The 18,180-nt window shown below is 47.3% G+C and carries 16 protein-coding genes; 12 read left to right on the top strand and 4 right to left on the bottom strand.

Annotated elements, in window-relative coordinates:
* Positions 1-9 precede the first annotated feature (9 nt).
* On the bottom strand, positions 10-288 hold the full coding sequence (locus NST20_RS10660) for a YtzH-like family protein (RefSeq protein ID WP_029141452.1): 279 nt from the start codon (positions 286-288) through the stop codon (positions 10-12).
* A 154-nt stretch (positions 289-442) separates the two neighbouring features.
* Between NST20_RS10660 and trmB the strand changes: the two genes are divergently transcribed.
* Positions 443-1,105: a tRNA (guanosine(46)-N7)-methyltransferase TrmB gene (trmB, locus tag NST20_RS10655; protein WP_342399417.1), complete on the top strand. Its 663-nt coding sequence runs from the start codon at positions 443-445 to the stop codon at positions 1,103-1,105.
* A gap of 354 nt (positions 1,106-1,459) precedes the next feature.
* A complete protein-coding gene (locus NST20_RS10650) occupies positions 1,460-2,314 on the top strand; it encodes an MBL fold metallo-hydrolase (protein ID WP_061575930.1) in 855 nt (284 codons plus the stop codon).
* 1,036 nt (positions 2,315-3,350) lie between these two features.
* Here NST20_RS10650 and NST20_RS10645 read toward each other — a convergent pair.
* Positions 3,351-3,662: a PepSY domain-containing protein gene (locus tag NST20_RS10645; protein ID WP_014097678.1), complete on the bottom strand. Its 312-nt coding sequence runs from the start codon at positions 3,660-3,662 to the stop codon at positions 3,351-3,353.
* 204 nt (positions 3,663-3,866) lie between these two features.
* Between NST20_RS10645 and NST20_RS10640 the strand changes: the two genes are divergently transcribed.
* The 6 genes from NST20_RS10640 to NST20_RS10615 all read left to right on the top strand — a co-directional run bounded on the left by NST20_RS10640 (position 3,867) and on the right by NST20_RS10615 (position 11,015).
* The gene (locus tag NST20_RS10640; protein ID WP_342399416.1) at positions 3,867-4,940 is read left to right on the top strand and encodes a M42 family metallopeptidase; all 1,074 of its coding nucleotides are present in this window, start codon (positions 3,867-3,869) and stop codon (positions 4,938-4,940) included.
* Positions 4,941-5,001: 61 nt separating this feature from the next.
* Positions 5,002-5,526: a DUF84 family protein gene (locus NST20_RS10635; protein ID WP_207369318.1), complete on the top strand. Its 525-nt coding sequence runs from the start codon at positions 5,002-5,004 to the stop codon at positions 5,524-5,526.
* 449 nt (positions 5,527-5,975) lie between these two features.
* Positions 5,976-6,341 carry an AbrB/MazE/SpoVT family DNA-binding domain-containing protein gene (locus NST20_RS10630; protein WP_342399415.1) on the top strand — a complete coding sequence of 122 codons (366 nt, stop codon included), beginning with the start codon at positions 5,976-5,978 and terminating at the stop codon, positions 6,339-6,341.
* A complete protein-coding gene (locus tag NST20_RS10625) occupies positions 6,334-6,645 on the top strand; it encodes a type II toxin-antitoxin system RelE/ParE family toxin (protein ID WP_342399414.1) in 312 nt (103 codons plus the stop codon). Before NST20_RS10630 ends, NST20_RS10625 begins: the two co-directional genes overlap by 8 nt.
* A gap of 519 nt (positions 6,646-7,164) precedes the next feature.
* Positions 7,165-9,930: a response regulator gene (locus tag NST20_RS10620; RefSeq protein WP_342399413.1), complete on the top strand. Its 2,766-nt coding sequence runs from the start codon at positions 7,165-7,167 to the stop codon at positions 9,928-9,930.
* 245 nt (positions 9,931-10,175) lie between these two features.
* Positions 10,176-11,015, top strand: a complete 840-nt coding sequence (locus NST20_RS10615) for a protein-glutamate O-methyltransferase CheR (RefSeq protein ID WP_340702802.1) — start codon at positions 10,176-10,178, stop codon at positions 11,013-11,015.
* Between the two features lie 240 nt (positions 11,016-11,255).
* On the opposite strand, the gene NST20_RS10610 is transcribed toward NST20_RS10615, so the two are convergent.
* Positions 11,256-12,395, bottom strand: coding sequence for a fused response regulator/phosphatase (locus tag NST20_RS10610; protein WP_342399412.1), 1,140 nt, complete (start codon positions 12,393-12,395; stop codon positions 11,256-11,258).
* A 142-nt stretch (positions 12,396-12,537) separates the two neighbouring features.
* On the opposite strand from NST20_RS10610, the gene NST20_RS10605 reads away from it, so the two are divergent.
* The 3 genes from NST20_RS10605 to ytpR all read left to right on the top strand — a co-directional run bounded on the left by NST20_RS10605 (position 12,538) and on the right by ytpR (position 14,414).
* Positions 12,538-12,852 (top strand): thioredoxin family protein, encoded by a 315-nt coding sequence (locus NST20_RS10605; RefSeq protein WP_013859987.1) that lies wholly within the window; start codon positions 12,538-12,540, stop codon positions 12,850-12,852.
* A 148-nt stretch (positions 12,853-13,000) separates the two neighbouring features.
* On the top strand, positions 13,001-13,795 hold the full coding sequence (locus NST20_RS10600) for a DUF1444 domain-containing protein (protein ID WP_342399411.1): 795 nt from the start codon (positions 13,001-13,003) through the stop codon (positions 13,793-13,795).
* A 13-nt stretch (positions 13,796-13,808) separates the two neighbouring features.
* The gene (gene ytpR, locus NST20_RS10595) at positions 13,809-14,414 is read left to right on the top strand and encodes a YtpR family tRNA-binding protein (protein WP_061567101.1); all 606 of its coding nucleotides are present in this window, start codon (positions 13,809-13,811) and stop codon (positions 14,412-14,414) included.
* A gap of 51 nt (positions 14,415-14,465) precedes the next feature.
* Here the strand turns inward: ytpR and NST20_RS10590 are convergent, their stop codons facing one another.
* A complete protein-coding gene (locus NST20_RS10590) occupies positions 14,466-15,101 on the bottom strand; it encodes a YhcN/YlaJ family sporulation lipoprotein (RefSeq protein ID WP_342399410.1) in 636 nt (211 codons plus the stop codon).
* Between the two features lie 174 nt (positions 15,102-15,275).
* Here NST20_RS10590 and NST20_RS10585 point away from each other — a divergent pair, with 174 nt between their 5' ends.
* Complete coding sequence (locus NST20_RS10585) at positions 15,276-18,101, top strand: DNA translocase FtsK (RefSeq protein WP_342399409.1); 2,826 nt, start codon at positions 15,276-15,278, stop codon at positions 18,099-18,101.
* Positions 18,102-18,180: the final 79 nt, after the last annotated feature.

Here is an 18,180-nt window from a genome sequence, read left to right as displayed (position 1 = left end):
CCTCATTCTTTAAAAATAGGTGTTCAGCTGGTCAACCCATTCCTCAAGCTTGTTTTGGTGGGCTTCAATATGGTCGTCCAAATGCTGTGCATATTTTCCCGCCTGGCTGTAGCTGTAAACATCTGTCAGCGTTTGTTTCATATCATTTGCGACAGCCGGATTGACGAGCAATGATTTGACCAGCCTTTCCAATTGTTCACATTCTGAAACAGATCCGCAGCATTCTGTTTGATGATCGTACAAAATATCCATCAATAAGGTTAACTGGTCGCGATGGCTGAGTGCCAAGTGGAACACATCCTTCACTTGAGATAAGCAGCTGTTGACATGTGCATGAAGGTCTTGCGCCGGTGCCTCCATACATACTCTATTGTTTAACCTGCCTCTTTTTTTATGCAGGCAGGCCTGGCTTTTGCCAAAAAATATAAGTTGGGGTGTTTTTATGAGATTACGGAATAAGCCGTGGGCGGAAGAAAAATTAAAGAAGTACCCGCAATTCGTCGTACCGGACCCGGAAAAATGGCGCGGCCATTGGCAGGCGCTGTTTGGAAACGGCAACCCGCTCCATATTGAAATCGGAACAGGGAAAGGCCGGTTCATTTCCGAAATGGCGGAACAGCATCCCAAAATCAATTTTCTCGGGATCGAAAAACAGCCGAGCGTGATCGTGTCTGCGCTCGATAAGCTGATTGAAAAGAACAGCCCGAATGTAAAACTGTTGAATGCAGACGGTGCACGGTTGCGGGAATTTTTTGCAAAAGGCGATGTCGAACGGATTTATTTGAATTTTTCCGACCCGTGGCCGAAAAAACGCCATGAAAAACGGCGGCTCACATACCGCACTTTTTTGCAGCTGTATGAAGACATTTTGGCGGACGGCGGGGAAATTCATTTAAAAACCGACAACCAGGGCCTGTTCGAATACTCGCTGCAAAGTTTTTCTGAATATGGCCTGCTGTTAAAAAATATCAGTCTTGATTTGCATCGCAGTGATTTTTCCGGCAATGTCATGACGGAATATGAAGAAAAGTTTTCTGCACAAGGGCAGCGCATTTACCGCTGTGAGGCAAAATACCGCAACGCGTCTGGCGCACTGCAAGGATAATGGCAGTGCGGGGCGCTTTTTTTTGTATCGGCACCGGACATGGAAAAACGGGAACGGCATTTTCAATTTTTTGCAACGCGGTACAGACTGGGGAAAACGGGACGGCATTTTCAGTTTTTGCAACGCGGCACAGGCTGGAGAAAATGGGAACGGCATTTTCAATTTTTTGCAATGCGGAACAGGCTGGGGAAAACGCAACAGCATTTTCAGTTTTTTGCATTACGGAACTGGCGGGGAAAAACCACAGGGCAAAGCGGACAGGCAGGATTGCCTTTTTTGCAACGCGACACAGGCAGGAAAATGGGAAATGGTGGCGAATACTATTAATTGAAATCGGTTACAGGAGTGAGAAGAATGGAACATTTAACAGTCGGTGAAATGACGCTTTACTGGCTCGATGGCGGCGTCACGCATCTGGACGGCGGGGCAATGTTCGGCGTTGTCCCGAAACCGCTTTGGTCGCGGAAATATCCATACAATGAAAAAAACCAGATCGAACTTCGGACAGACCCGATATTTTTTCAGCTGAACGGGAAAAACATCCTCATTGAGTCCGGCATTGGGAACGGAAAACTGACAGACAAGCAGAAGCGGAATTACGGCGTCACAGAGGAGTCGCAGATTGACCGCGCATTAAGCGCATTCGGGCTGGCACGTGAGAATATCGACATTGTCCTGATGACGCACTTGCATTTTGACCATGCATGCGGCCTGACCATGCCGGATGATACAAAGGGATATGTCCCTTCATTTCCAAATGCGGCCATCTATGTATCTGAAACGGAATGGGACGAAATGCGCCACCCGAATATCCGTTCAAAAAGCACGTATTGGAAGGAAAACTGGGAAGCGATCCAGCATCAGGTACAAACGTTTAAAGAAGAAGTTACTATTGAAGGCAAAGTCCGGATGGTACATACAGGCGGGCACAGTGACGGGCATGCGATTGTCATGGCGGAGTCCGGCGGCGAAAAATGGATCCATATGGCAGATCTTTTGCCGACGCATGCGCACCGCAACCCGCTTTGGGTGATGGCTTATGATGATTACCCTATGACCTCCATTTTTCAAAAACAGAAATGGATTGAAGAGGCGATCCGAGACAATGCCTGGTTTGTATTTTACCACGACGCTGTCTACCGGGCGTTGAAGTGGGATACGGACGGGAATATGGCAGAAAAAGTGGAGCGTGAAAAAACGCCCGTATAAAGCAGCAAAAAACGGTGAACAAAAGGTCCGCCGTTTTTTACTGCCGCGTATGGAAAACGATCTATGCACATATTTTTTTGCATGGCCATAACCCCCTGCGGCTTCCTGCTAAACCGACCCGGTAACGAGAACGCGCCGTTTTAAATTTCACATCGAAATGCATCTTGTCCTGTTAAATGAACAACCATCCAGCAAAGGGCCGGCTTAAAAATGTGAGGAAGCGCGGGATTTACATGGAGTGCGTCTACGTTAAGGAAGCACGGAAAAAAGATGGCCTTTCTTCACCTAGAGCCTGTCTACATTAAGAAAGCAAGCAAAAACAAGGCGCTTTCTTAATCTAGAGCCTGTCTACGTTAAGGAAACGCGAAAAAAAGACGGCCTTCCTTCACATAGGGCACGTCTACGTTAAGGAAGCACGCAAAAATGAGGTTCTTTCTTAACCTAGAGTGCGCTACGTTAAGAAAGCGCGAAAAAAAGACGGCCTTTCTTTACATAGAGCCCGTCTACGTTAAGGAAGCACGGAAAAGAGAGGTTCTTTCTTAACCTAGAGCCCGTCTACGTTAAGGAAGCACGGAAAATTGAAGGTCTTCCTTCACCTAGAGGGCGTCTACGTTAAGAAAGTGCGGAAAAAAGAAGGTCTTCCTTAACATAGGGCGCGTCTACGTGAAGGAAGCACGCAAAAATGAGGTTCTTCCTTCACCTAGAGGGCGTCTACGTGAAGGAAGCGCGCAAAAACGAAAGCCTTTTTTCACCTAGAGCCTGTCTACGTTAAGGAAGCGCGAAAAATTGAGGATCTTCCTTCACATAGGTCGCGTCTGCTTTCCAATAAAATATTCCGAACGGTGCCGTTTAAAAATAGCAATAGCTTATCCCGCATAGAGCCGGCAAGAAAAGCCAGCCCTAAGCCGGGATCTCCGAAACAGGGCCGGTTACATTCAGCAAAATCCTGTAGAGCTGGCAAGAAAAGCCAGCCTTAAAGGATTCTGCTTTTCCAGCCATCCGGCACAAGCCGGTTTAAAACGGATCTGCTTTTCTGTTAAATCGGATAGACATCGAGGACGGTACCGGTTTTGGCGTCGGCAATAAACTCGTACTGCTTCTTCTCTCCGTCTTTTGTAAGCGAAACCCCGCCCTTATAGACCCTCGTTTTAAACGGGTACTTTTCATAATCTTCCTCTGTCATTTGAATCCAGGAACCGTCAATCGGACCGTTTTCTTTAAACGCTTTCTTAACTTTTGCAAGAACGGTTTCGGCGGATACGCTAACGGTACGGTGCAATGTTTCATTGACGGCATACCCGGCGGCTGCACCCACAGCGATACCGGCGATAAAAGTTTTCCAATTCATCTTTCTCCTATCCTTTCCTCTGCAATTAATCAGAATAAATCGGTGCTCCCCCTCATTATATACTTTCAAGGCGGTAACCGAAAATGAATTCACTTACAAAAGTACAAAATGAAGTGAAAATCTGGCAAGAAAACCACCCATTATGTAAAATAAACCTTGTACATACGCTATGATAAAAAAATACAGAAACGAGGAGTAAAAAGCATGGAACAAGAAACGCTCGATTTATTTAAAACGCTGACTGAACTGCCAGGCGCACCGGGTAATGAGTCGGCCGTCCGCCAGTTTATGAAGCAGGAGTTGCAAAAATATTCGGATGAAATCATACAAGATCATCTCGGCAGCGTCTTTGGCGTAAGACGTGATCAGGAAGACGGGCCAACCGTGATGGTGGCAGGACATATGGATGAAGTTGGATTTATGGTTACATCCATCACTGAAAATGGCATGATCCGCTTTCAAACACTAGGGGGCTGGTGGAGCCAGGTGCTGCTGGCCCAACGCGTACAAATTTATACGGATAACGGTCCTGTCATCGGTGTTGTTGGTTCAATTCCGCCACATTTATTGGATGAAAATCAGAAATCCAAACCAATGGACATTAAAAATATGCTGATTGATATCGGCGCTGATGACCGTGAAGATGCTGAAAAAATCGGGATTCGCCCGGGCCAGCCCATCTTGCCGGTTTGCCCGTTCACCCCAATGACCAATCAAAAGAAAATTCTTGCTAAAGCTTGGGATAACCGCTACGGATGCGGCCTCTCCATCGAATTGTTAAAAGAACTGCAGGGTGTAAAACTTCCGAACACGCTTTATTCGGGCGCTACAGTTATGGAGGAAGTCGGGACGCGCGGTGCACAGACAGCAGCCAATATGATTAAGCCGGATATTTTCTTTGCCCTGGATGCTAGTCCCGCCAATGATGCGTCTGGCGATAAAGAACAATTCGGGCAGCTTGGAAAAGGCGCATTGCTGCGGATTTACGACCGGACGATGGTGACACATAAAGGCATGCGCGAGTTTGTTCTCGACACAGCCGAGAGCAATGATATCCGCTACCAGTATTTCGTAGCTCCGAATGGCGGGACAGATGCCGGCCGCGTTCATACTACTAATGAAGGGATTCCGAGTGCCGTGATTGGGGTTTGCGCCCGCTATATCCATACGCATGCCGCAATCCTTCATGTCGATGACTATGCAGCAGCCAAGGCCTTGATCGTGAAATTGGTACAGGCCTGTGACCGTTCAACCGTTGATGCGATCCGCAGCAAATAATAAAGAAATATCCGATTTTCCTGCTGCAAAAATGCCTGAAATAAAGAGGTGAAAGAATTTGATGATTGCAATTGGTTCGACCAATCCGGCAAAAGTGTCGGCTGTCCGGAAAGCCTTTGAAGTGCTTGACGGGCAGAAAATGGAATTTGTGGCTGCAGGTGTGCCATCCGGCGTAAAAGAACAGCCTTTTTCCGACGAAGAAACGCTGCAAGGGGCCATTAACCGCTCGAGGGCGGTCCTGGCAGCAAAAAATGCGGATATTGGTATTGGTCTTGAAGGTGGCGTGGTGGAAACCCCGCATGGCTTGTTTCTCTGCAACTGGGGTGCACTTGCCGTGGAAGGAGAAGAACCCTTCATCGCCGGCGGAGCAAGGATTCCGCTTCCGGAAGAAATCGCGGTTCGTTTGCGGGCAGGCGAAGAACTCGGACCTGTAATGGAAAACTATGCAAAAAAAGAAAACGTCCGCAAAAAAGAAGGCGCAATCGGTGTCTTCACCAATGAACTCGTCACACGCGGCGACATGTTCACGCATATTACAAAGATGCTTTTGGGACAGTTTCTGTATCAGAAAAGAGTTGAAAAATAAGTAAAACATTCAACAGGCCCGAAAATCCAGCAACTTATCTTTTATCCCCATTCTCCAAAGCAAAGAAAAAGCTGCTTTAAAAATTCGAAATCGGAGTTTTAAGGTGGCTCTTTTCTGCAAAAAATACATTTTCACGGTTTCTTCTGTTGGCCTCTGTTAAATTTCCAAAATAGCACCGTTTAATGTTCCAAATATTCAGTTTAGTATTTCTTCTTTCTTCGTATAAGTAACAACAGGCAAGGTGATTGGCAAATGGACTAGTTAAACCTTCCTGTTCCGTATTTGGATGAAACACTGGACATGTGTAAATATACTGTTCCTTTTTCTTTATCACGGATAGAATAAATTTATAATAAAGGAAAAAGAAAATAAAGCTTTAAAGAAAATGTGTTTTTTATCAAAAGGGGACATAACTTATGGTAAAAACTATAGAGAAGGGGAGAAAAAACATGAGTGCGTTAAATTGGAAACCCAAACGGCGCGTAAAAATATCGAAACAGCGTCAAATCACCATCCCCAAAGATTTTTACGACGCTTTAAATTTTTCTGATGAAGCGTTTGTCGAATATAACGGAAAAGAAATTGTGATCCGTCCAGCCGGCGATGAAGTGGTGGATTTTTCGGAGGATATTTTGCAGGATTTAATAGCAAAAGGATTGAGTGGGGAAGAGCTGCTTGAACAATTCAGAGTCATGAAAAGTGAAATTCCTCATGCTTTGGAACGGATGAAGCAGGAAGCAATGGAACGTCCGTCAGTCGAAGGGAGTTTAAGCGACTACTTAGATGCAACAGGGGAAGACGAAGCAGATGAGTAGCCTACTGCCATTCCGGTTATCAAAAGTCGTAGAAAAAAATCTCAAAAAGATCAGGAAGACAGATCGGGTTTTATTCGAGAAAATTGAAATTGTCATTGATACGATCAGAGAAGATCCGAGCGTCGGAGATCCAAAACTGGGGGACTTGGAAGGCTACTTTTGTGTAAATATTCGTCATCTAAGGATTGAATACAGGATTTGTTATACAGTGGAAGAAGACGAAAACGGTGAGTTAGTGGTCATTATTATGATCGGATCGCGTGAAAATTTCTATCGCGATTTAAAAAGGTACTTGGATTTTTAAAGAAAATCCTGTTGTGATGGAATCGCGGACGCCGATCTATAAAACAGGAATGATCGGATTGTTATCCGTTTTGTATCAGGATGCTTCCGGATTTGCACCAGGTAATCCGAAAACTTTCCTTATAGACGCTACCTCTATTGAATTTTTTTAATAGGGGTCATTTGGAATTTGGCTTGCTAGCGATTCATAAATTTCGTTTCGAATAAATTCTTCAACTCGATTGTTTTATTGGAGGAGCCTGTCACCAAGGGATACGTAGTCCTGCGGTGGCAAGGCTTTTTTTGATTTCAGGAAAAATAAAAACGGGGTGGCTTGATGGTAAATGCGGAAAAACATGATCTTCTCCTCCTGTGGCCTTGTAAAAAACTTGAATCCTGCTACGGAATGTAACAAATTTGTCACAAATTGATGGTATAATATGTTGAAAAACGGGAATAGAGTATAAGCTTCAATGGCTTTATCACTTGCCTTAAAAAGAGTGGATATATCCGGCAAATGGAAAAACAGGGGGAAGAAAGCATGGGCTTTAAGAAAAAACAATATGCAGGGTTCGGCGTGATCCTCGCTTTTATGCTTGTTACGGCTGTGGTCATGCTCGTTTCCATGAATCATATGAAAAAAAACATGTCTGAAATCGTGCAGGACCGCTATGTGAAAGTAAAAATGGCAACGGAGATCCAGCTGCTGTTTTCGCAGTCCGACCGGGAACTTTTGGCCATTATCAATGATGAAAAAGCAAGCGGCACGGAAACCGCTATTCAAAATATTACGGATAACCGTGCAAAAATCGAATCAAGGCTGAACCAGCTAGACAATATATTAAACCATAGCCAGGCAAAGAATATTTTGGCAAAGCTCCAAAATGAATTTGCTTCCTATACGGAAACGGAAGAAACGATTATCAATGATGCACGGCACAATAAAACGGTGCCGTCCGGGGTGATTTCCGACTATCAAACGAAGCGGAGCCATTTAACGGCATACATTACCGATTTTAAAAATTTCCAGGAAAACTTGATGTCTAAAGCAATGAAAAATGCCAGCCAGCTGGAAAAAACTTTGCTGCAGATGATTGTCGTTTCTTCCGGGCTGATGATTGCCGTTATGCTGTTGATTGCTTATTGGATTGTATCGGGAACGGCGAAAAGCTTAAACAACATCTCCAAAGTAATGACGCACATCAATTACGATGACCTTACGTCACTGCCGCGGGTGGATGTGAAGACAGAGGATGAAATCGGGGAAATCGGCGCGGCTTTTAACCGGATGGCCGCATCGCTTGAACAGGCAAGCCAGAAAGAAAAAAATTATATTGAGCAAATATCGGAAAGAAACTGGATGCAGACGACGCTTGCCGAAATGGCGACGATGTACCAGAATATCACCCATATCAATACGCTGGCGGAACGGTTTATTCAAAAAGCCGTACCTGTTATGGCAGCCTCGATGGGTGCCTTTTACTTGAAAAGAGGAGAAAAAACAAAAGCCGAGTTTGTCAAAATTGCCGCTTATGCGGAAGACCGCGGGAATCCGGGCCGCGAAACATTTTCATACGGGGAAGGGCTGGCCGGCCAGTGCGCGTTGGAAAAAAAGAGCCGGATCATTACCGATGTTCCCGAAAACTATTCGCTGATTTCGACCGGTTTGGGTGAAGCGAAACCGCATAGCATTCTGATTGCGCCTGTCATTTATGAAGAAGAAGTGCTGGCGGTTTTGGAACTGGCAAGCCTGGAAGAGTTCACGCCGGCGCGGCTTGAGCTCATCAAGCAAATCAACCATACACTCGGGATTGCAATCAACAGTGTCCTGAGCAGAATGGAGGTCGAGCGGCTCCTGAAAGAATCGCAAATGATGACGGAGGAGCTGCAGGCCCAATCGGAGGAATTGCAATCACAATCGGAAGAGCTGCAGGCCCAATCGGAGGAATTGCAGTCGCAGTCTGAAGAATTGCGCATGATCAATGAACAGCTTGAGGAACGGACGAAAGAAGCGGAAAAAAGAGCGCATGAACTGGAAAAAACAAAGCAGCAGCTGGAAGAAAAAGCAGAGCAGCTTATCCAGAGCTCGCAGTATAAATCTGAATTTCTTGCGAATATGTCGCATGAACTGCGGACGCCGCTCAACAGCATTCTCCTTCTTTCCGAAATGCTGGCGGATGAATCGGAAGAGGGCAATCTGACCGAAGAACAAAGAGAATTCGCCCGTGTGATCCATTCATCCGGCAGTGACTTGCTCAATTTAATTAACGATATACTTGACTTGTCCAAAGTAGAAGCCGGCAAGATGGAAATTGTCATTGAAGAGACGAACACCCGTGAATTGCCAGTGTATGTCGGCAACCAGTTTGCTTATTTGGCAGAGCAAAAAGGACTTGAACTGAAGATTGATGTCGATGATAATGTGCCGAATTTGATTTATACCGACCAACGGCGTTTCCAACAGATCGTGAAAAACCTGCTTTCAAATGCCGTCAAATTTACGGAAAATGGTTCGGTGACGTTCCGGATGCGCAAAGTGAGCGCAGAAACAGCCGGAAAATACGTGAAAACGGAAGGCGCCGATTTTTGGCTGGAAGTGGCTGTGCAAGACACGGGGATCGGGATTCCGGAAAAGAAACAGGATCTCATTTTCGAAGCTTTCCAGCAAGGGGACGGTGCGACCGGCCGCAAATACGGCGGTACGGGACTCGGTTTGTCCATTTGCCGCGAGTTTGCCCGCTTGCTCGGCGGCACGATCCGTCTCGACAGCACCGTCGGAAAAGGGAGCACATTCATTTTGTATATTCCAAGCCTGCCGAACGGGATGACCGCCACGGAAGAAGTGCCCGCGCCGGAAAGCGAAGCAGCGCCGGCATTGCTGCATGAAGAAGATCAGCAGCCGGGCGAAGAAGCATCAGCCGATCAGGCGTTCCGGAATAAAACGGTGCTGATTTGTGATGATGACAACCGGAACATTTATGCACTGAAAAAGGCGCTGTCGAAAGAAGGCATGAAAGTGCTTGTGTCGCAAAACGGCTTCGAATGCCTGGATATGCTGGACCTTCACAAAGAGGTCGACATCGTCCTCATGGATATTATGATGCCGGGCATGGACGGTTACGAAACGATGCAAAGAATCCGGGAGAACGATGCATTTGCGGATTTGCCCATTATCGCTCTGACGGCAAAAGCGATGAAAGGCGACCGGCAAAAATGTCTGGATGCCGGCGCAACAGATTATATCAGCAAGCCGCTGAAGATGGACCAGCTGCTATCTGTCATGCGGGTATGGCTGCCGCAAGAGTAATTGGCAGGCTGAGGGAAGGAAGCCCGTGAAAAAGCATGCTGTAAGTAGGGGATAAAGGGATTCCTCACGAGGATTGTTCTATGTAAAGGGAGGCCGCAATTTAGCGTGGTTTCTTCCCGCAGGAATGCTTTTTTAGTGAAGGAAGCCCGAAAAATTTCGTTGCTTTCTTAGCCGCCTGTCCGGAATGGATGCTTCCTTCTACAATTCAATAAGCCCAAACTTTAGGATGATGGAGTGCAAAAAGCGTGAAAAAAAACCAACTAACAGATGATGACATCAGGAAGCTTGAAATGGATATGCTGCTATTTGCCATTTACCGGATATCAGGCTATGATTTCCGCCAGTATGCCCGTTCTTCCATTGAAAGGCGGGTTACGCACCGGATGCGGCTCGAAAATCTCCCGAGCATCAGTGCGCTGATCGAAAGGGTGATCCATGAACCCGAATTCCTTGAAGTGTTGCTAAACGATTTGTCCATTCAAGTGACAGAAATGTTCCGGGATCCGGACTTTTTTGCCGCCTTCCGTGAAAAAGTCGTCCCGGAATTAAGGCAGTACCCGGAAATCCGGATCTGGCATGCAGGCTGCTCCTCTGGTGAAGAAGCCTACTCGATGGCCATTCTTTTGGACGAAGAGGGGCTGCGCGAAAAAACGAGAATTTATGCAACCGACATGAATGAACGGGTGCTGCGCCAGGCGGAAAGCGGCGCCTTTTCGCTTCATAAAATGCAGATATATACAAAAAATTATTTCCAGGCAGGTGGGAAACGGGAATTTTCCTATTATTATACGGCGGATGCCCAGCATGCCTATTTCAACAAGAGCCTTGCGGACAATATCGTCTTTGCCCAGCACAATCTTGTCACGGACGGTTCGTTTAATGAGTTCCATGCCATTATTTGCCGGAACGTGATGATCTATTTTGACCAAAACCTTCAAAAAAAAGTTTTGCGATTATTTGATGAAAGCTTAACGAACCGGGGGTTTCTCGGGCTCGGCCATAAAGAAACCGTGCTGACGATTGATACGGAAGGAAAGTATGAGGTTTTTGACAGAGATGAAAAAATTTACCGAAAAAAAGCATAATCCATTTGCAAAAAACGGCGGGGCAATATGACCCCGCCGTTTTTCATTGCAATGGATCCGGCAAATAGCCGGATCCATTGCAAGTGATATAAGCGCGCGGAAAGCTGCATCGCACAGAAAAAGCCTGATTTTCCGTTTTTAAGCAAAACAGTGCGTGCTGAATGGAACCGGTCGTTTTTTTACGGCATCTGCGCAAGGAGCCTGAACGGGCACAACACATCCGGCCAATGGGACCAGCACTCAATTTGCCTGAACGAGCACAACACACATATCATCCGGCTGTTGTTCTTGCTGTTCTTTGGCAAGGATAGCATCCAAGGGGGAAGCGGCCTTTTCCGGAGGCCAGGCGGACGAGGCGAGCTGTTGCAGGATGTTCAGGCCGTCGCGGCTGTCCGAATCGAGTGCTTCCATTACGCCGTCTGTAAATAAAAGGAGCTGCAGGCTTTCATGGTAACGGAGCACCTGCTTTTCCACTTCCAATTGCGGGAAGAAGCCGACAGCACATCCGCCTTCCGAAAGCGGCACGACTTCCTTTTCATCCACGAGGGCGAAAGCGGGCGGATGGCCGGCATTCACATATTCGATCGTTTTGCCGGCACAGTCGAGCACAAGGTAGATCGCAGTAAAATAATGCTGCATACCGCCGCCTTTATTCAGGTAAAGCATCAGTTCGTTTAATTTCTGCATCACCGTTTCGGTGTCTGCCTTGCTTTGCATTAAATCCCTTAATTTGGAAGAAATAAACATGCAGACGAGCGAGGCCGAAATGCCGTGCCCCATCACATCGAGTAGCATGAGGCTGTATCGGTGGTCATCTATTTTATACCAGTAATAAAGATCACCGGCCAATTGATGTGCCGGTTTGTAAGAAGATGTAATGGAAAGGCAGTTTTCTTTGATCGGTTTGCTCAAAAGCGTGCGCTGAACCTGCATTGCAAGATCGAGCTCGTCTTTTAAATGTTTCTCCTGTTCCGTATGCCAGTCTTTCTCCTCTTTCAGGCGCAGTGCCACTTTAAGGCGGGCGATCAGCTCGACTTTGTTGATCGGCTTTGTAATATAATCGATCCCCCCGGCGTTTAACGCTTCCGCCAGTTTCCGGGCATCATCAAGCGCGGTCAGGAAAATGACGGGAATATCACGGAAACGCGGCGACTGCTGCAGCATCCGGCACGCTTCAATCCCGTCAATTTCGGGCATCATAATATCCATCAGAATGCAGTCGGCAGGTGGTTTTGGAGCATGTTCCTCACCCAGATGCAAATAAGCGAATAATGCTTTAGCCGAAGTGAAAGATACATATTGATCATATCCGGCATTTTTTAAAATTTTTTCTATGACAAATAAATTTACTTTATGGTCATCTACAATTAAAATGGTCATGAAGTCTACCCCTTATGTAAAAAATCCATTTCCCACAAACTGATCAACTTTCATTATACCGGGAAAGCCGGGTGATGAAAAATGAAACAGCTCTGCCGTTACGGTATAATAAAAAGCAGAAACAGAAACTGGAGGGTTAACCATGCAGGAATTGCAATCAATGGAAGATTTTAAAAACTTGAAAGAAAACGGGGCGCACATTTTTTTGTTCTCAGCGGACTGGTGCCCGGACTGCCGCTTTTTAGACCCGTTTATGCCGGAAATTGAAGAAGCATACAGCGATTATACTTTTGTCCATGTTGACCGCGACAAATTTTTGGATTTATGCGCGGATCTCGATGTATATGGCATCCCGAGTTTTGTCGCATTCCGGGACGGCAAAGAAATCGGCCGTTTCGTCAGCAAAGACCGGAAAACAAAAGAAGAAGTCGAAAAATTCATCGAAAGCCTTGCCTGAATCATCGATGCCCATGCCGCATGGAACGTGGCATCACCCGAATGCACGCGCATATTTTCAGGAAAGACAAAAAGCAGGCCGGATTTCCCCCTCTTTGCGGATGGGGGATTTTTCCGTAGCCGGCGATAAAGGAGGTGCCAGCCGGAAAATGGATACGAAACAATTAAGGCGGGAACTGGAAAAAAGGCTGGAGAAAAAAGGCCGCATTTTTTCCTATGACCGTGAAAAAGATATACTCCGGGTCGAAAATGAAGACACGCATCAGGGACTCAATATTTCCCTGCCGGAGATTGCCGCCAAATGGGTCTCCCAAAAAGAAGAAGCGATTGAAGAAGTTGTCTATTATGCGGAAGAAGCGCTCGGCGTGATGGGGAAAAACCATTCACTGCATGGCCGGGAAAAAAGTATTTTTCCTGTGATCCGGTCTACTTCTTTTCCGGCAGAAGCCCCGGGAGGCATCCCTTTTTTAACGGATGCGCACACGGCGGAGACGCGCATTTATTACGCGCTCGACCTCGGGAATACGTACAGGCTGATCGATTTTCAAATGCTGGAGCGGGAAGGATGGAGCCCGGAACATGTCCGGGAAACGGCGCGGTTTAATTTGCGGTCGCTTTCCACAAAATTGAAAAAAGACACTGTCGCCGGGAATGATTTTTATTTTTTAAATACGAATGACGGCTATGATGCGAGCCGGATTTTAAATGAAAAGTTTTTGCAGGAAATGTCTGTAAAAACGGAAGGGGAGATGGTCCTCGCCGTTCCCCATCAGGATGTTTTCATTATAGGTGACATCCGCAATGAAACAGGTTATGATATAATCGCGCAAATGGCGATGAATTTTTTTGCAAACGGCCATGTGCCGATTACAGCCCTCTCATTTTTATATCAGGACGGCGAACTGGAGCCGGTCTTTATTTTGGGCAAAAACCGGAAATCTTGAAAGGAGTACGTTTATGAATGTTTTTTACAACCGCGAAGGCATCGGCGATACATTGATTGTCATGATCAAAGAGGCGGAGCATGCCGCTTATGAAAAGAGGGGCACTGTCGCCCGCATTTATGATGAAAAGACAAAAGAAACAGTCGGGTTCAATATTTTCGAAGCATCCCGGTACGGGGGGTTTGAAGGAAGCGGCCCCGTGAAACTGACGGAAGCTTTGCTCGACAAGCTGAACGGAATTCTCGCCGAAAATGGGTTCAATGAAAAACTTGACGCCGATCTTTCCCCGAAATTCGTTGTCGGGTATGTAAAAGAAAAGGAAAAGCACCCGGATTCCGACCATTTAAGCATTTGCCAGGTTGACACCGGCACTGAGACATTGCAAATTGTCTGCGGCGCGCCGAATGTGGAAGCCGGGCAAAAAGTAGTGGTTGCAAAAACAGGCGCTGTGATGCCGAACGGGATGATCATTAAAGATGCTGTCCTGCGCGGTGTGGCTTCAAGCGGCATGATCTGCTCGGCGCGTGAACTCGGGCTCCCGAATGCGCCGCAGAAAAAGGGCATCTTAGTGCTCGACGGGCAGTACGAAGTCGGAAGCGAATTTCCGCTGCCAAAATAAAGCCGGGATGGCAAAAAAGGGCGCATCACGCGTGATGCAGCCCTTTTTTACTTATCTTGATCCATTCGGAAAGACACGCTGGATGGTATCGTTAAACTGGTTAAAAAATCCTGAAATCGGGCGGCCGTTCCGGATGTCGTTGACGTAATCACTCATCTGGTCAAAGAAATCCGGGTTTTCGGAAATGTACACATTATTGATTGATGGATCGGTTTGCTTGACAACTTTTGAAATTTTGTTTTTCAGTTTTTTGTCAAGTTTGTCGTTGTTTTGGTTCCTTTCCAGCAAGACAGCCACATAAGCATTGTCATTCGTGGCGATGACGTGCGCTTGTGCCACCTCTTTTAAATCCTCAATGCTGCGCGCAATACGGTTGGCCACACGGACATTGTTGTTGTTATTATTGTTGTTGCCGTTGCCATTATTGTTCGTCAAATTGGCGTTGTTGATCCCCTGTGTACCCCGTGTATTATTCGTCAAATCAGCGCCGTTATTGCCGTTTGTTCTTCCTGTATTGTAACGGACATTATTGTAACGCACATCATGATTGTCGGCTGTGTCGTTATATCGTACAGGCCGTGCATTGTTGCGGGTGCCGTTATTGTCGCCGGTGCCGTTATTGTTTCCGCATCCCATTAACAGCCCGGATGCAAGCCCGATGCCGAGCAATGCTTTTGCGATCTTCAATCCATTCCCTCCTTCAAAAAGATAGTATCACTCATAATGTGCCTAACCCCGATTTTTTTATGCTGGCGTGCCTGTGTTAAAAAATCCCTCGAAAAACATGTGTTTCCTTTGTATAATGGAAGGTGAGAGGAATTTTTGAAAGGCTCTTCGGACGCATGAGCATAGGAAAGAGTGATGAATTTGAGCTGGATTAAAAAAATGGCAAAATACTTCAAAGATGAAAACGTGCACGAAGAGGCCCGGGATCCGGCCGGGCTTTACCAGGCACGCCCAGAGAATATAGATACCCGTGTGGCTTATCATTATCCGAAAAAACAGTTTCGTTTTCCTGTGATTCCGGATCAGGAAGGGGAACGCCGGAAGACGACTGAAAAACCGGAAAAGCAGCAGCCGCGGGCAAAAAAACATCGTCCGGATCCACGGCCAGAACGGGGAGAAAAGGTGCAAAAAGGCCATCCTTTCCGGCCGACGGACATTCCTTCCCCGGTCTTTGGATTCAAACGGCCGGCAAATGATTTGCCTTCGCAAGAAGAAACAACAGTGTTGGAATACGAGCTGGAAGATCATTATAAAAAGGATATCCATCTATTCGATATTGCAAAACTGCAGCAATCGCTTGATTTTGCAGAAAATCCGGGCACGGACGGCGAAGGGAACCCGGCAGAACCGGAACACGGCATCCAAATGGCGGATCAATGGTTCGAAGAGGAACAAACTGATTTACCGGCAGATCAAGCCGGGCGCACAACAGCGGATCAGGCGGAAAAGGGCGAATCTGTCCAAACGGAAACAGGGCACGGCGAAGATTCGCCAGGTGCGGCAGATGAAGCCGCAGGAACGCCGGAATCCGAAACGGCATACAGGCTAGAAGTATCCGGCACAATTCCGTCTAATGAATCGAAACAGCCGAAAGTGAAAACGTCGGAATCCGGCCCGGCAAGTGCGCTGCCAAAAGAGGATGCGGCGGCCATTTCTTCTGAAGAATCCGGTGCAAACCCGGCAGATGAAGCAGAAAAAGAAACAATGGCATCCTATCCGGCAAGTGAACCGGCAAAAGGGAAAGCGGAAGAGACCCCGGCGTCCGCTTTGGAGAATATGGAGCCAGAACAATATAGCATAGGAACGCCGGAATCTGGAGCAGCAGACGGATTGGAGAAAACTGGCATAAGCCTGGCGGATGAACCGGAAACAGGGAAAGCCAGCCTGGCAAGTGATCCTGGAAAAGTGGAACCCGAAGCCGATCCGGCAAACAGACCGGAAACAGGGAAAGCCGCGGCTGTTTCTCCGAAGGCAAGCATGGCGGACCTTGCAAATGAACCGGAAAAAGTCTCTTCGATATATGCTTTGGAAAAAGCCGAAAAAAATGCAGGAAATGAACCGGAACAGCGGCATACGGAAACGGCGGGCATTTCTCCGTCATCCGGCGAAGCAACAAAAACGGAAGGACGCCCGAGAAAGCATCTGCCGTTTAACGTGCTGATGCTGAAACAGGATCGCCGGAAGATCACAGAAAAAAAAGAGGCCCCGGTTCCCCGGCCGGAACAGGAAAACCCGGCCGAAAACAGTCGTGAAAAACCGTTTTCTTTCCCGCCGCTCTCGTTGCTGGAGCCGCCGGTAAAGCAGACCCGGGATGAGGGGTGGATCCAAGAACAAAGCTATACGCTGGATGAGGCACTTGAAAATTTCAATGTCCGCGCGAAAGTGGTAAATGCAAGCCAGGGGCCTTCCGTTACCCGGTTTGAAGTCCAGCCTGAACCAGGCGTAAAAGTCAATAAAATCACCAATCTGAACGACGACTTAAAATTAAGCCTCGCTGCGAAAGATATCAGGATCGAAGCGCCGATTCCGGGCAAGCATACGGTCGGCATTGAAATCCCGAACTTGAAAAGCCGCCCTGTCCGTTTGCGTGAGATTATCGGCGATCCCGTATTTCAAAACAGCAAATCCCCGTTGACGGTTGCGATGGGCCTGGATATTTCCGGAAAACCGGTTGTAACCGACCTGCAAAAAATGCCGCACGGGCTGATTGCAGGCGCCACCGGATCGGGAAAAAGCGTCTGTATCAATTCGGTGCTTGTTTCGCTTCTGTATAAAGCGGCGCCGCAGGATTTGAAACTGCTCCTGATCGACCCGAAAATGGTGGAGCTTGCGCCATATAATCAGATTCCGCATCTCGTCAGCCAGGTCATTACAGATGTCAAAATGGCAACAGCGGCATTAAAGTGGGCGGTTGAAGAAATGGAAAGGCGTTATGAATTGTTTGCCCATGAAAGTGTACGCGATATTCACCGTTATAATGAAATGGCCGCCCGTACCCGCAGGTTTTCCGAAAAGCTGCCGTATATTGTCATTGTCATCGATGAGCTCGCTGATTTAATGATGACCTCGCCGGGGGATGTGGAAGATGCCATCTGCCGGATTGCGCAAAAAGCGCGCGCCTGCGGGATTCACCTGATTCTGGCGACACAGCGGCCAAGCGTGGACGTCATTACCGGCTTAATCAAGGCCAATATCCCGACGCGCATTGCTTTTTCCGTCTCTTCACAGGTCGATTCGCGCACCATTATCGATATGAGCGGGGCGGAAAAGCTGCTTGGAAAAGGGGACATGCTGTTTTTGGAAAACGGTACTTCCAAACCGGTCCGGCTGCAGGGCACTTTTGTGAGCGACCGTGAAATCGACGATGTTGTGTCATATGTAAGGGAAGCTGCAACGCCTGAATATTTGTTCCAGCCTGAAGAATTGCTGAGACAAACGGAACCGGGCGAAGAAGAAGACGAGCTTTTTCCCGACGCCTGCGAATTTGTCATTCACCAGGGCGGGGCGTCCACGTCACTTTTGCAGCGCAATTTCCGGATCGGCTATAACCGGGCTGCCCGCCTGATTGATATGATGGAGCAGCAGGGGATTATTTCCGGGGCGAAAGGAAGCAAGCCGCGGGATGTTTTAATCACGAAAAGCGAATTGATGCAAATGCAGGAAGCAGAAAGCAGAGAGTGATGGTTTTTCCTTATAGCCGGCAGCTGTTTTGGCAAGGATAGTGGAAAAAGGGCATGAAGAATGCGGATGTGAGCTGCCC

Origin of the sequence: Weizmannia sp. FSL W8-0676, from assembly GCF_038593015.1 — a bacterium.
GTDB lineage: Bacteria > Bacillota > Bacilli > Bacillales > Bacillaceae_C > Weizmannia > Weizmannia coagulans.
This window is presented reverse-complemented; position numbering and strand designations above follow the sequence as displayed.